At 54.1% G+C, this 14005-nt stretch carries 13 protein-coding genes and 1 tRNA gene; 7 read left to right on the top strand and 7 right to left on the bottom strand.

The annotated features are described in order from the left end of the window. Positions 1-124: 124 nt before the first annotated feature. Positions 125-1516, top strand: coding sequence for a nucleobase:cation symporter-2 family protein (locus M8318_RS09590; protein WP_262662238.1), 1392 nt, complete (start codon positions 125-127; stop codon positions 1514-1516). Positions 1517-1635: 119 nt separating this feature from the next. Continuing rightward, a complete protein-coding gene (locus tag M8318_RS09585; protein WP_262662236.1) occupies positions 1636-3339 on the top strand; it encodes an AsmA family protein in 1704 nt (567 codons plus the stop codon). 96 nt (positions 3340-3435) lie between these two features. Here the strand turns inward: M8318_RS09585 and yicI are convergent, their stop codons facing one another. Together yicI and M8318_RS09575 are read right to left on the bottom strand one after the other, a co-directional pair. Continuing rightward, positions 3436-5754 (bottom strand): alpha-xylosidase, encoded by a 2319-nt coding sequence (gene yicI, locus M8318_RS09580; RefSeq protein ID WP_262662234.1) that lies wholly within the window; start codon positions 5752-5754, stop codon positions 3436-3438. Positions 5755-5766: 12 nt separating this feature from the next. Then, positions 5767-7161 carry a glycoside-pentoside-hexuronide family transporter gene (locus tag M8318_RS09575; protein WP_262662232.1) on the bottom strand — a complete coding sequence of 465 codons (1395 nt, stop codon included), beginning with the start codon at positions 7159-7161 and terminating at the stop codon, positions 5767-5769. A gap of 283 nt (positions 7162-7444) precedes the next feature. On the opposite strand from M8318_RS09575, the gene M8318_RS09570 reads away from it, so the two are divergent. Beyond that, positions 7445-7539 (top strand) — tRNA-Sec (locus M8318_RS09570). Between the two features lie 7 nt (positions 7540-7546). On the opposite strand, the gene M8318_RS09565 is transcribed toward M8318_RS09570, so the two are convergent. Then, positions 7547-9499 (bottom strand): NACHT domain-containing protein, encoded by a 1953-nt coding sequence (locus M8318_RS09565; RefSeq protein ID WP_262662231.1) that lies wholly within the window; start codon positions 9497-9499, stop codon positions 7547-7549. A 72-nt stretch (positions 9500-9571) separates the two neighbouring features. Beyond that, positions 9572-9736 carry a YlcI/YnfO family protein gene (locus tag M8318_RS09560; RefSeq protein ID WP_262662229.1) on the bottom strand — a complete coding sequence of 55 codons (165 nt, stop codon included), beginning with the start codon at positions 9734-9736 and terminating at the stop codon, positions 9572-9574. 128 nt (positions 9737-9864) lie between these two features. Between M8318_RS09560 and M8318_RS09555 the strand changes: the two genes are divergently transcribed. Beyond that, entirely contained in the window at positions 9865-10152 is a 288-nt protein-coding gene (locus tag M8318_RS09555) for a SymE family type I addiction module toxin (protein ID WP_262662228.1), read from the top strand. 65 nt (positions 10153-10217) lie between these two features. On the opposite strand, the gene M8318_RS09550 is transcribed toward M8318_RS09555, so the two are convergent. Then, on the bottom strand, positions 10218-10655 hold the full coding sequence (locus M8318_RS09550; RefSeq protein WP_262662226.1) for an acetyltransferase: 438 nt from the start codon (positions 10653-10655) through the stop codon (positions 10218-10220). Positions 10656-10765: 110 nt separating this feature from the next. Between M8318_RS09550 and M8318_RS09545 the strand changes: the two genes are divergently transcribed. After that, entirely contained in the window at positions 10766-11116 is a 351-nt protein-coding gene (locus M8318_RS09545; RefSeq protein WP_262662224.1) for a type II toxin-antitoxin system RelE/ParE family toxin, read from the top strand. Beyond that, entirely contained in the window at positions 11113-11412 is a 300-nt protein-coding gene (locus tag M8318_RS09540; RefSeq protein ID WP_262662223.1) for a helix-turn-helix domain-containing protein, read from the top strand. The genes M8318_RS09545 and M8318_RS09540 overlap by 4 nt, the downstream gene beginning before the upstream one ends. A gap of 58 nt (positions 11413-11470) precedes the next feature. On the opposite strand, the gene M8318_RS09535 is transcribed toward M8318_RS09540, so the two are convergent. Together M8318_RS09535 and M8318_RS09530 are read right to left on the bottom strand one after the other, a co-directional pair. Further along, entirely contained in the window at positions 11471-12469 is a 999-nt protein-coding gene (locus M8318_RS09535; RefSeq protein WP_262662221.1) for a class I SAM-dependent methyltransferase, read from the bottom strand. Between the two features lie 75 nt (positions 12470-12544). After that, the gene (locus tag M8318_RS09530) at positions 12545-13069 is read right to left on the bottom strand and encodes a lipocalin family protein (RefSeq protein WP_262662219.1); all 525 of its coding nucleotides are present in this window, start codon (positions 13067-13069) and stop codon (positions 12545-12547) included. A gap of 115 nt (positions 13070-13184) precedes the next feature. Between M8318_RS09530 and M8318_RS09525 the strand changes: the two genes are divergently transcribed. Continuing rightward, positions 13185-13910 carry a MerR family transcriptional regulator gene (locus M8318_RS09525; protein WP_262662217.1) on the top strand — a complete coding sequence of 242 codons (726 nt, stop codon included), beginning with the start codon at positions 13185-13187 and terminating at the stop codon, positions 13908-13910. Positions 13911-14005: the final 95 nt, after the last annotated feature.

The following is a 14005-nucleotide window of genomic DNA, read 5'->3' as shown; positions in this document are numbered from 1 at the left end:
ACCGTAGCGTGACAGAAAAGCCGTATTAAGCTGGGGGTTTTCTCTGCTATTTTTGCGAGCAATCGTTTGCTTTTCTCACCCACTCGGCTAAAATGCCCGCTTTTCTTCCTGGGGATCGCAGCAGATGTCCGTAAACGCCGTAGAACAGCAAGATGCGCAACCGATTGCGCAGCCGCATAACAGTGAACTGATTTACCGTCTTGAAGATCGCCCCCCGCTGGCGCAGACTTTGTTCGCCGCCTGTCAGCATCTGCTGGCGATGTTCGTGGCCGTCATCACCCCTGCCCTGCTGATCTGCCAGGCGCTCGGTTTACCGGCGCAGGACACCCAGCACATCATCAGCATGTCGCTGTTTGCTTCAGGCGTAGCCTCCATCATTCAGATTAAAGCCTGGGGTCCGGTGGGTTCCGGCCTGCTGTCGATTCAGGGCACCAGCTTTAACTTTGTCGCCCCGCTGATCATGGGCGGCACGGCGTTGAAAACCGGCGGCGCGGATGTCCCGACGATGATGGCAGCCCTGTTCGGCACCCTGATGCTGGCGAGCTGCACCGAGATGGTCATCTCCCGCGTGCTGCATCTTGCGCGTCGCATTATTACCCCACTGGTCTCCGGCGTAGTGGTGATGATTATCGGACTGTCACTGATTCAGGTGGGCCTGACCTCCATCGGTGGCGGTTACGCCGCGATGGCCGACCATACCTTTGGCGCCCCGAAAAACCTGCTGCTGGCGGGCGTGGTACTGGCAATCATTATTCTGCTTAACCGCCAGCGTAATCCGTATCTGCGCGTCGCCTCGCTGGTGATCGCCATGGCCGCAGGCTATCTCGCCGCCTGGGGGATGGACATGCTGCCGCAGTCTGCCGCCACGACCGACACCCCGCTGATCGTGATTCCGACCCCGCTCTACTACGGCCTGGGCATCGACTGGAACCTGCTTCTGCCACTGATGCTGGTGTTTATGATCACCTCCCTGGAGACCATTGGGGATATCACTGCCACCTCCGACGTCTCTGAGCAGCCGGTCTCTGGCCCGCTGTACATGAAGCGCCTGAAGGGCGGCGTGCTGGCCAACGGCCTGAACTCCTTTGTCTCCGGTGTGTTCAACACCTTCCCGAACTCCTGCTTCGGTCAGAACAACGGCGTGATCCAGCTGACCGGCGTGGCCAGCCGCTACGTGGGCTTTGTGGTAGCGCTGATGCTGATCGTGCTGGGTCTGTTCCCGGCGGTCAGTGGCTTTGTGCAGCACATTCCTGAGCCGGTGCTCGGCGGCGCAACGCTGGTGATGTTCGGCACTATCGCGGCATCGGGCGTACGCATCGTCTCCCGTGAGCCGCTGAACCGCCGCGCCATCATGATTATCGCCCTGTCGCTGGCAGTCGGTCTGGGTGTGTCTCAGCAGCCGCTGATCCTGCAGTTTGCCCCGGACTGGGTGAAAAACCTGCTCTCTTCCGGCATCGCTGCCGGCGGGATCACCGCTATCGTTCTGAACCTGATTTTCCCGCCAGAAAAGAACTGATCCCCCTTTACGGCAGCAGGCAACTGCTGCCGTAACCCAGAATTCCGCCCTTCCAGCCTTGAGCATTGCGTATAAATCGTGCATAACTCCTTTATGTGCGTTTTACGTGATGGAAGACCATGAAATTTATTGGAAAGCTTCTCGTCGGTATTCTGGCCGTTCTGCTTATTGCGATCCTCGCGCTCTATATCCTGGTTCAGACCCGCTGGGGCGCGGCGCAGGTCAGCAGCTGGATCACGGTAAACACCGACTACGAACTCAATTTCGACCTGATGGATCACCGTTTCTCCTCACCGACGCACCTGGTGCTGAAAAACGTCACCTTCGGGCGCGACGGTCAACCCGCCACTCTGGTGGCGAAAATGGTCGATATCGGTGTAAGCAGCCGCCAGCTCACCGATCCACTGCACATGGATACCATCACCCTGTTTGACGGCACGCTGAACCTCTCCCCGCAGACGGCACCTCTCCCCTTCCAGGCCGATCGCCTGCTGCTGAACAACATGGCCTTCAACAGCCCGAATACCGCGTGGGATCTGAGCGCCCAGAAGGTCACCGGCGGCGTACGCCCATGGGATCCTGAAGCAGGCAACGTGCTGGGTAAAAAAGCCAACATTCAGATTAGCGCCGGGTCGCTGACGCTGAACGGCGTCCCAGCCAGCAACGTGCTGATTGAGGGCGAGCTGACAGATAAAGAGGTGGTGCTGACCACCATCGGCGCCGACATGGCGCGGGGTTCGCTCACCGGTACCGCGCGACGCGATGCTAACGGCGGCTGGAAAGTGGACAACATGCGCCTGAACGATATTCGCCTGCAGAGCGATAAATCGCTGGCCGACTTTTTTGCGCCGATCACCACCCTGCCGTCGTTGCAGATTGGCCGCCTCGACGTGACCGACGCCCGCCTGCAGGGACCGGACTGGGCGGTGACGGATCTCGATTTAAGCCTGCGCAACCTGACCCTGAGCCAGGGCGACTGGCAGAGCGAAGACGGTCGCCTGTCGATGAACGCCAGTGAGTTTATCTATGGCTCGCTGCACCTGTTCGACCCGATCCTGAATGCCGAATTCTCCCCGCAGGGGATCGCCCTGCGCCAGTTCACCTCGCGTTGGGAAGGCGGGATGCTGCGCACCTCCGGTAACTGGTTGCGCAGCGGGAAAGCGCTGGTGCTGGATGATGTCGCCGTCGCCGGGCTGGAATACACCCTGCCGGAAAACTGGAAAACGCAGTGGATGGAGACTCTGCCGGAATGGCTGCACAGCGTCACGCTGCGCAAATTCGGCCTGAGCCGTAACCTGGTGATTGACGTTGATTCTACCTTCCCGTGGCAGGTCACTGCCCTCGACGGCTACGGCACCAACCTGCTGCTGGCGAAAGATCGCCAGTGGGGCGTATGGGCGGGTACCGCCACCCTGAACGGCGCGGCGGCGACCTTTAACCGCGTGGACGTGCGCCGTCCGTCACTCTCCCTGACGGCTAACGCCTCGACCATTGCCATCAATGAGCTGAGCGCCTTTACCGAGAAAGGCATTCTGGAAGCGAAGGCCAGCGTCTCGCAGACGCCGGTGCGTCAGACCACCATCAACCTGACCGGGCGCGGCGTGCCGTTGAACGTGATCCAGCAGTGGGGATGGCCGGCGCTACCGATAACGGGCGATGGCAATATTCAGCTTAGCGCCAGCGGCAATGTGCAGAAAGATTCGCCGTTGAAGCCGACGGTTAACGGCAGGCTGAACGCGGTGAACATGGATAAACAGCAGGTCACGCAGACGATGACGGGCGGGGCGGTGAGTACGGTTGGAACACCCGCACCAACACCGTAGGCCCGGTAAGCGCAGCACCACCGGGCATGAGGCCGCAGAGATGCCGGGTGGCGGCTTCGCCTTACCCGGCCTACAAAACCCTACTGGGTGGGGAATTTAAAGGTGAACCACCACCTCATCCCCCTCCGCTTTCACCACCACGCCCCACTCGCTGCCCGCGTGTGATGCGCCTTTCACACCGCTAATCTGCTGCACATTGCGCAAACAGACCGACCAGTTCCGCGCCTCGCCGTTCCCTTTTAACGTCAGGGTATCGCCGCTGCGCGTCGCGGTCAGGGTAAAGGCTACGGCACCGTTGGCCGCAGGCACGTCGCTCACCGCCGTGGCACCGTCGTGCAGGTTAAACAGCTGGAAAGCCGTGCCTTCGTTCCACGCGTAGTCCGGCTTCTGGTCATTGTTACCCAGTGCCAGCAGGGTGTTGTCGCATACATAGACCGGCAGGCTGCGGAAATCGTGCTGCTGTTTATGCCAGCGGCTGCCCTGGATTTCGTCGTTATGCCACAGGTGCGTCCAGCGCCCTTCCGGCAGATAAAACTGCACGTCGCCCGCCTCGCTGAACACCGGGGCCACCATGATGGAATCCCCCAGCATGTACTGGCGGTCGAGATAGTCGCAGGCCGGATCGTCCGGGAACTCGAGCATCATCGCCCGCAGCATCGGGGTACCGAACTCACGGGCCAGCGCCGCCTGGCGATAGAGGTACGGCATCATCCGGCATTTGAGCTGCGTGAAGTGGCGCACCACGTCGCAGGACTCGTCGTCATACGCCCACGGCACCCGGTAGGATTTACTCCCGTGCAGGCGGCTGTGGCTGGAGAGCAGCCCGAACGCGCACCAGCGTTTGTAGACGTGCGCCGGGGCAGTGTTTTCGAACCCGCCGATATCGTGGCTCCAGAATCCGAACCCGGAGAGGCCGATCGACAGCCCGCCGCGCAGGCTTTCGGCCATCGACTCGTAGTTGGCGTAGCAGTCCCCGCCCCAGTGCACCGGGAACTGTTGCGCACCCACCGAGGCCGACCGGGCAAACAGCACCGCCTCCTCCTCGCCTACCGTCTCTTTCAGCACGTTCCACACCAGCTCGTTGTAGATGTAGGCGTAATGGTTGTGCATCTTCTGCGGGTCGGAACCGTCGAACCACTGCACGTCGGTCGGGATGCGCTCGCCGAAGTCGGTTTTGAAGCAGTCAACGCCGATCTCCACCAGGCCCTTCAGCTTGTCGGCATACCACTGGCACGCTTCCGGGTTGGTGAAGTCGTAGATCGCCAGCCCCGGCTGCCATTTATCCCACTGCCACAGAGAGCCATCCGGGCGTTTCAGCAGATAGCCCTTCTCTTTCAGCTCGTTAAAGATCGGCGATTTCTGCCCGATATACGGGTTGATCCACACGCAGACCTTCAGCCCTTTGTCCTTCAGGCGGCGGATCATCCCTTCCGGATCCGGGAACGTCACCGGGTCCCACTCGAAATCGCACCACTGGAAGGCCTTCATCCAGAAGCAGTCGAAATGGAAGACGTGCAGCGGCAGGTCGCGCTCGGCCATGCCATCGATAAAGCTGTTCACCGTCGCCTCGTCGTAGTTGGTGGTAAACGAGGTAGTGAGCCACAGGCCGAACGACCAGGCTGGCGGCAGCGCCGGACGCCCGGTGAACCGGGTATAGCGGTTGAGCACCTCTTTTGGCGTCGGGCCGTCGATGACGAAATACTCCAGATACTCGCCCTCGACGCTAAACTGCACCTTCGACACCTTCTCGGAGCCGATTTCAAAGGAGACGTTTTCCGGGTGGTTCACCAGCACGCCATAGCCGCGATTGGTGAGGTAGAACGGGATATTTTTGTACGACTGCTCGGTGCTGGTGCCGCCGTCACGGTTCCAGGTTTCGACCGTCTGGCCGTTGCGCACCAGGGCGGTAAAGCGCTCGCCGAGGCCGTAGACCGTTTCGCCCACGCCCAGATCCAGCCGCTCGAACATGTAGTTGCGATCGCCATTGCCGTCCTGCACGTAGCCGTTGTTTTTCAACTGGCTGCCAGTAATGCGCTGGCCGTTCCTGAGGAAATCCAGCGCCCAGAACTCGCCTTTGGTGACGCGCACGCTGACGTTGCCACTTTTCAGTTCGGCAAACTCGGCGTTGTTTTCAATCTGTACGTTGACCTCTTTCAGGACGTTGAGCGGATAGTGTGGACCGTTATCCAGCGCCCCCTGGAAGTGCTCGATGCGCACCCCGACAATCCCCTCCTGCGGCACAAACAGGCGTACCGTGAACATCAGGGTGTCGAGCTGCCAGGTGCGCTCGCGCACGTCGCGCGGGGCGACATAGACCACGAGGTCGTTGCCCTGCTGCTCCACATCGAACACCTGCACCGGGTAGGTCACGTTCAGACCCGGTTGGATAAGCCAGTTTCCGTCACTGATTTTCATGCTTTCGTCCTCTTAGTTCTGCAATTCTTTACTGACCGGCAGGGTGTTGAACTCCTGCTGATTACGACGCGCGCCCTGCGCCAGGTCGTTCATGATTTTCATCAGGAATGGCGTTTTCAGGCTGTAGTAGCGTTTGGCGATCACCGCGCTCAGCAGGTAACACGCCGCCGGGACCAAGGTAAACAGGGCGATGATGATGCTGATGGTGGCGCTGTTCTGGGTTTTGGCTGCGGCATCGTAGCCGCCGCCTGCCAGCATCCAGCCGATTAACGCGCCGCCCAGGGCCAGGCCCAACTTGAGCACGAACAGCGTGCCCGCAAAGCTGATGCCGGTGAGGCGTTTGCCGTTGGTCCACTCGCCGTAATCGACGGTATCGGACATCATTACCCACTGGATCGGCGTTACCAGCTGGTGCAGCACGCCAATCACGAAGATAAAGCCAAACATGGTGATGCTGGCCTGCATCGGCACGAAGAACATCGCCACGCTCGCCACCGCCAGCAGGGCGTTGGTCCACCAGAAGACGCTGACTTTGCACTTCCAGTCGGTGAGCGGTTTCGCCAGCGCGGAGCCGATCAGGTTGCCGACGCAGTAGGTAGTGAGGAAAGCGACGAACAGCTCCGGCGAGCCGAGGATCCAGGTGACGTAATACATCATCGCGCCGCCGCGCACGCAGACCGCCAGAATATTGAGGATGGTGAGCAGCCCGACGATGCGCCACTGGTCGTTCTGCCAGATGTCGCGCAGATCTTCGCGCATAGAGGTGGTGCTCGGCGGCACCTGGATGCGCTCTTTGGTGGTGAAGAAGCAGAACGCCAGCATCAGGAAGGCCACCACCGACAGCACCGCGATGCCGCCCTGGAAGCCGAACGCTTTATCCTCGCCGCCAATCAGGTTCACCAGCGGCATCATCAGCACCGTGGAGAGCATGCCGCCCGCCGTCGCCAGCACAAAGCGCCAGGACTGGAGGGAGATACGCTGCGTCGGGTCGTTGGTGATCACCCCGCCCAGCGCGCAGTACGGGATGTTGACCACGGTATAGAGCAGGGTCAGCAGGGTGTAGGTGACGGCGGCGTAGATCATTTTGCCGTTCAGGCTGAGGTCCGGCGTGGTGTAGGCCAGCACGCAGACCAGGCCAAACGGGATGGCACCGAACAGGATCCACGGGCGGAACTTACCCCAGCGGCTGCGGGTGCGGTCGGCAAGCAGCCCCATGCAGGGGTCGGAGATGGCATCCAGCGCACGCGCCAGCAGGAACATGGTGCCGACGAACCCGGCGGGGATACCGAAGATATCGGTGTAGAAAAACATCATGTAGAGCATGACGTTGTCGAAGATGATGTGACTTGCGGCGTCACCCATGCCGTAACCAATTTTCTCTTTGACGGACAAGACTTCGCTTTTCATTGTTATTCCTTCACGCGTAGGGCGCTGAGACCGGTTACAGTTTTTGTAAACCATTCACCTACGGGCAGGTATTGCGTTTTCTGGTTACGTTTTTACGTTTCTTGTTTTTTGTGATCGCGGTAAAAGTGCGGAGGCGGAAAATGTAACCTGAGGATTTTCTTAAGGTTTAGGTTGGAGGGCTTAACACAGGTCAAGAAAGGGGTGAAATAGGTGCGGGAAAAGATGGGGTAAATGATTGAAAGTAGATATAATGCGCCCCGCCTCCATGTAGCAATCGAGGCGCGGAAGATCGTCATCTCCGGTGAGGTGGCTGGACTTCAAATCCAGTTGGGACCGCCAGCGGTCCTGGGCAGGTTCGACTCCTGTGATCTTCCGCCAAAATTTCTTAACTAAATCCTTCTAACAAAGCATTAACTCCATTTGACTCATCAAAACATATATCTGCCAGTACTTTTTCCGCTGATTGATAGCGAATAACAGGAATTGTCAACGTATGACGAAACTGAAGTAATATGCTAATTAACTCAGGGATAGCACTATCGTCACAATTTTCAAGCTGCCCATTTTTGCATTGAATTACAATATTCTCAGGCATCGAAATTAATTCTACATCAGGTCTTTTATAAAAATCCTTCTCTTTATAAAAAAATTCATTATTCCTCCAGCGCAAAATTTCGAAAACTGTATTCTTAAGCGAAACTGGATAGGTTATATGTGTTATATAATCTCTAAAGCCTATGAATGTATTTTCAAATACGCTGGTTTTTTCTTTATCTTCAAGATTTAATTCGAAGTCTTCTAAATTAGCATTACTGTAGGATGTAATCATCAAAGATACATCTGAAAAAAATGTAACATTACTCCAAATTTCTTTATGTATCTCATTAATACTGGAATTCTTTAAAATACGTTCATAATGAAGTTGATAATCCTCAAGGCATTTACGTAAAACTGATTTCCTGAAAGAACTATAATCTATATCAGAGCATAATTCTAGAATATTCTTATATTGCACTGTATCATTGGATTCGTAAATTTTAAGAAGCAAGGAATCTCTTTTATCTTTAACTTCAATGCAAATAAATTCAGCACAAAAATATTCCATTAGTGATTTATGAGACCATCTAAATAAAGCACCTTCTTTAATAAATACTGGCACTGAATAAATCAAATCGTTAATAAAGTGATTTGGCCTAAAACTAATACCTTGCAAATTAGATGAAATCTCCAATATTGCAAATTCCAATTCACTTCGTGTGAATTCTAGTTTTCCATTCTTTCTCAGGCACCAAAAGGCTAAACGCCGGAGCAAAATACTGAATTCAGTAATATCTAAACCTGATTGCTTTTGACGAACATATCCGGTTTCTTTGCTTAGATCATGCATTTCAAACAATGCTTCAAATACTTGACTATAAAAAAGATCTTTACGTCTCGGTATCACTGGTTTGTGTTTATAAGAATAAAACAGTAATGAAACATATAATGGTGTTGTTAGAAAATCCACGATATTGATATTATCTCGATTCCTCATTAACTCTATTTCATTAATAAGTTTTTTTGATAAAACCAAACTATTACCTATATTAAAAGAGTTCGCATCATATAATTTCAAGAGATTATATGACTGATATAGCTCTAGTGGTTGAATTTTAAAGCGAGAATAACTATGTAACTCTAATAAACTCTGGTCAGGTCTAGAAGTAATAATGATATTAGAAGAAGAAAATTCCTCAGAAAATTTCTTTATTCTTTTGATAATCGCTGATTTTTTATCCGACTGAACTTCATCAATCCCATCAAAGAAAAATGCAAATGGAAATTTTTTTAAGAGATCATTTGATTCAATGCTTTCCAAGCCAAACATTGATTTTATTTGAGTGTCAATTGGCTGATTTTCTAAAGATCTCAACTCAATATACACTGGAATAAATTCTGTCTTTTCAATTGTATCTATTACTATTTTTTTTAAGAGTGTTGATTTCCCCATGCCTGCGTTATCTATAACCAAGAGATGTTTATACTTTTTGAGAAGCACATCTCCACTTAATATTTTTTCGTTTAAATAATCGCCAGAATCTAAAGAGCAAAGAGTTAATGGTTCATATATATCATTGATTTTTTTAAGAACATTAGGGAAGGCAAGCGAGTTGATTGTCGAGCACTGTGCTTTTGTTTTTGCCAGATAATCTGACATGAGGTGTTTTACTTTATTTAATTGTTTCTCTTTCAAATAATATGAATAGCCTGCTCGATATATAAAAGGAATGAACTTTTCTTCAATAAATTTTGATGCCCATGGTTTTGCCAAGCAAATGAGACTCTCAATTGAAATCATTAATATCCCTTATTTTATAATATTCAAATAACTATAATGGATGGAAGTTTATACCAGGAGTCAAGTAATTAACTAATCATTATTTTTTAGTCTGCGAGCACAAGCTTCCTTCACCCACTTACTAAAATTCCCTTTCCCCGCGGCTTTCTCAATCTGTTCCAAAAGCTCATCCTCGAACCGGATGTTCTTCATTGTGCTTTTGGTGCGGTCAAAATTTGGCTTCTTTTTCTCTTGCATGGTAGGTACCAGTTCGGTTAGTTTATCACCAAGTGGTACCTACCACATGGATTCAGATTTCAAGCAACGCCCGGTAGTGTTCGAGCACTAAAGGGCGTCTAACCTCACCAACTATCAAGGAGTTGATTATGGCTGATTCGCATTCTACCCCAGACACCATCGCAACCGGAACTGAGCGTTCATTAATTGTGGGATACCGCCCGCAAGGTCTCAATCGCAGTACACCCAACCTGATCCTTTCCGGCAAGTGGCTGCGTGCGGCGGGGTTTGATACCGGGGATAAGGTCACGGTAAAAGTCATGGATGGCTGCATTGTTGTGATGGCGCACAGCCCGCATGAGAAGAAGCTTTTAAACGAGTTAAAGCTGGCGCAGCAGAAGCTGAAAGGCATTGAAGGCGCGCTCGCCGCTGCGTAGCGTTCGCTCCATGCAGGTTTAGTAGGCCGGGTAAGGCGAAGCCGCCACCCGGCGTTATACTCGAATTAACCCTCGTACCGCATATGCAGCAACGGGAACGGATTTCCCTGCCCGTCCAGCTCCGACCGCCCGGTTTGCACAAACCCCATATGCTGATAAAACCCCACGCCCTGCGGGTTTTGCTCGTTAACGTCCACCTCGTTAGCGCCGAAATGGTCAATAGCGTACTTCAGCAGCAGCGAGCCAATGCCTTTTCCCCTGCTCGCATCATCGACAAACAGCATTTCAATGCGGTTTTCGTCCACGCCCAAAAAGCCGTGAATGGCGCCGGTTTCATCCCGGGCAATCACAACGTTTAAATTTGGCAGATAAGCGTTGAGCAATAACGGGCGTAACGCCGCGATATCGCTCTCCTGCAGAAAGTGGTGAGTGGCGCGAACGGAGGACTCCCAGATCGCGACGAGACGTTCAAATTGTGAAGGGACTGCGGTTTCGATTTTCATAATGCGATCATGGTCGAGAAAGGAATCTACTTCAAGCATAAGCACGTGCATTTATAAGTTGTAGCTTATACGATTCATGATATAAGCTACAACTTATCAAGGATGATTTTATGTGGACGGTACTCTTAGGAAAAGTGTTTGAAGCGTGGCTGCAGGATCAGGAGGAAGGCGTGCAGGAAAAGGTGTTAGCGGATCTGGTTAATCTGCAAACCTATGGACCCAGCCTTTCACGGCCTTACGCTGATACCGTGAAAGGCTCCCGGCATAACAATATGAAAGAGTTACGTATTCAGTATTATGGCCGTCCGATTCGTGCATTTTTTGCTTTTGATACCGTGCGCCAGGCCATTGTGCTTTGCGCTGGCGATAAAAGTAATGACAAAAAATTCTATGAACGACTCATTCGTATTGCAGATGATGAATTTTCGGCTCACCTGGCAACAATGGAGACAAAAAATTGAAAACCTTGAATGAAGCGATCGCTTCGCGTTCCCCGGAAAGCCAAAAACGCATCAAAGAGATGGCCGACGAAATGATCCTCGAAACGGGTCTGCAAATGATGCGCGAAGAGCTGAAACTGTCGCAAAAGCACGTCGCTGAGGTGATGGGGATCAGTCAGCCCGCAGTCACTCAACTTGAACAGCGCGGGAATGAGCTAAAAATCACTACGCTTAAACGCTATATCGAAGCCATGGGCGGGAAGCTGAGTCTGGATATTGAGCTTCCGACGGGGAAGCGCGTGGCGTTTCATATCTAGTAATCTATTGAAGTTCATAACAGTTTGCCCCACACCCTCTCCCGACGGGAGAGGGAACCTAAACCCGCACCTCCATCACCGCATACACCCCGTCTTTCGGCACGATCACCGTGACGTTTTCCACTGCGATCCCTGCCGCGAGGTGAATATCCTGCAGCTGCTGCAACGTGCGCGGGAAGATGGGCGTCCAGCCTATACAGCGCAGGGCGAAATCAATCTGCGGGCTGCTGGTCAGCATGTTCGAGATAATCAGCGCCCCGCCGGGTTTAATCAGGCGCAGGACATGTTGCAGGAAAGTCACCGCTTCAGCGTCGTTGAAATATTCGAAGATCCCCAGCGCGTCCACCAGCTCGACCTTACCTTCGCCCAGTTCCTGTATCAGTTTATCGCTGTGGATCAGGCTCTCTTTCAAATCGCGCTGCAAAATCGTCACCTGCTCCCCGACGCTCAGCCCTTCGGCAGCGGCCATTTTCTCTGCCCAGCGCAGGGAGACGGGATCATAATCCACGAGGGTTAGATGCACGTTTTGCCCGTCCAGATGGGCGCCGCGCAGCGCCTCCAGCACCGGGACGGCCGCCCCGCTGGCGAGGCTGACCCAGACGTTGTCGATGTCGTTATGCAGATACTGTTCCGCCAGCACGGAGAGCACCTTCGCGCGGGAACGGATGCCGATGGCATCGTTGGCGTGGATAAACCACTGGCGGCTGCGGCTGTCCATCCGGGTGCCGTCGGGGAGATGTTCATCCAGCGGGTTCTGGATGGCGTACAGGGCCAGCGCCGTCGGCACCAGCTTGGTACGCCAGGCGACGACCGCCGGGCGCGTCGCGAAGGCCTTTTCAGACCACTGATGCTGGCACTTTATCCTCTTCTCGCCATTGGCATCCTTCTCGATAACCGGTGGCATCAGCTGCGGGTCCGCTTTTAAGGCGCGATCGACGGCGTTCAGCTCGCGCGTCACCTCATCTTTCATCGGCCAGTTGTCGCTGACATCGGGAAACGACGCGCTGTAGAGGGTCATGGTGGTCGGCGCGGTGCCGCGAAAGGGTTGCCAGTGCATATGTCATCTCCCGTGTGCCCATGACGCAAGTCTATTACCCTGCCCGCACATTTCCCCAGGACGAAAGCACGATCTTTACTGTTTCACCCATACCAGTTCATCAACCCGGAAGCCCAGGCTGCGCGCGGTATTGAGATAATCCTGCTTCACCGCATCCGGAATGGTTGGCGTACGCGACAGGATCCACAGATAGTCGCGATCCGGGCCGCTGACCAGCGCGTACTGGTACTCATCGTCCAGCTTGATCACGTTATAACCGCCGTAGAACGGGCCGAAGAACGAGACCTTCAGCGCTGCGGTGGTTGGCTCGCCGGTGTAATAGGCTTTACCCTCGCTCTCACTCCACTTACGCTTCAACGGATCATAGCCCCGGTTAAGCACGCTGATCCCGCCGTCGCTGCGCTTGCCGTAGGTGGCAGTCACCTGCTGCATACCGCGCTCGAAGCGGTTTTCCAGACGGGCGATTTCGTACCACTTGCCCAGATAACGGCTGGCATCAAAGTTCTTTATCGGCTGTACACCTTTCGGTGGCGTAGGGGATTTGCAGGCCACCAGGGTCAGCGCAATGGCGACACCGGTAACAACGGGCCATAGTTTCATGAGAACTCCTGTCATTTTGCACGGTTGGAATTAAAGTGTAGTGCAGCGCTCTGGCGCTTCATCCCATCGGAAAATATTCGTAGAATATTGAGATTAATCCTCTTCGGACGCAGACATGGCATACTCCATTGGCGAATTCGCCAGACTTAGTGGGATCACCCCTACCACGCTGCGGGCGTGGCAGCGTCGCTACGGTTTACTCAAGCCGCTGCGCACCGAGGGCGGTCATCGCCAGTACAGCGACGAGGACGTCCAGCAGGCGTTAAAAATCCTCGACTGGGTGAAAAAAGGCGTCCCGATAGGCCAGGTGAAGCCGCTGCTGGAGCGTCCTGCCCCGGGCCGGACCAACAACTGGCAAACGCTGCAGCAGACCATGCTGGAACGTCTGCAGGCCGGCAGAATCGAATCCCTACGCCAGATGATTTACGATGCTGGTCGCGAGTATCCGCGCCCGGAGCTGGTTGTGAACGTGTTACGCCCCCTGCGCAGCCTGGTCTCGGCCAACGTTCCCGCTGCCATGACCCTGCGCGAGATCCTCGACGGCATCATCATCGCCTACACCTCGTTTTGCCTTGAGGCCGATAAAAAAGCGCCGGGCGACAACCTCCTGCTCAGCGGCTGGCACCTGAACGACCCGTGCGAAATCTGGCTCGAAGCCTTAGCCCGCACCGGCCAGGGCCACCGCATCAACCTGCTGCCCATTCCCCCTGCCGCGCTGGCACCGGAGATTTTCCCGGATCGCCAGTGGCTGCTGGTCACCAGCGGTAAACTCACCGCCGCGCGCCGAAAACAGGTGGAACAGTGGCAGCAGCAGGTTGCCCTTGAGGTGATTATCCTCTGATTATTTTCTCCTGCGGGAATCTTCACGAAAAGTTGAATATTTTCCTGCTCGGCAAATGCTAACGTTTTCCTGTGACTTATCACTCCACAGGAAAA

The sequence above is a fragment of the Leclercia tamurae genome, from assembly GCF_025566055.1.
GTDB classification, from domain to species: Bacteria; Pseudomonadota; Gammaproteobacteria; order Enterobacterales; family Enterobacteriaceae; genus Enterobacter; species Enterobacter tamurae.
This window is presented reverse-complemented; position numbering and strand designations above follow the sequence as displayed.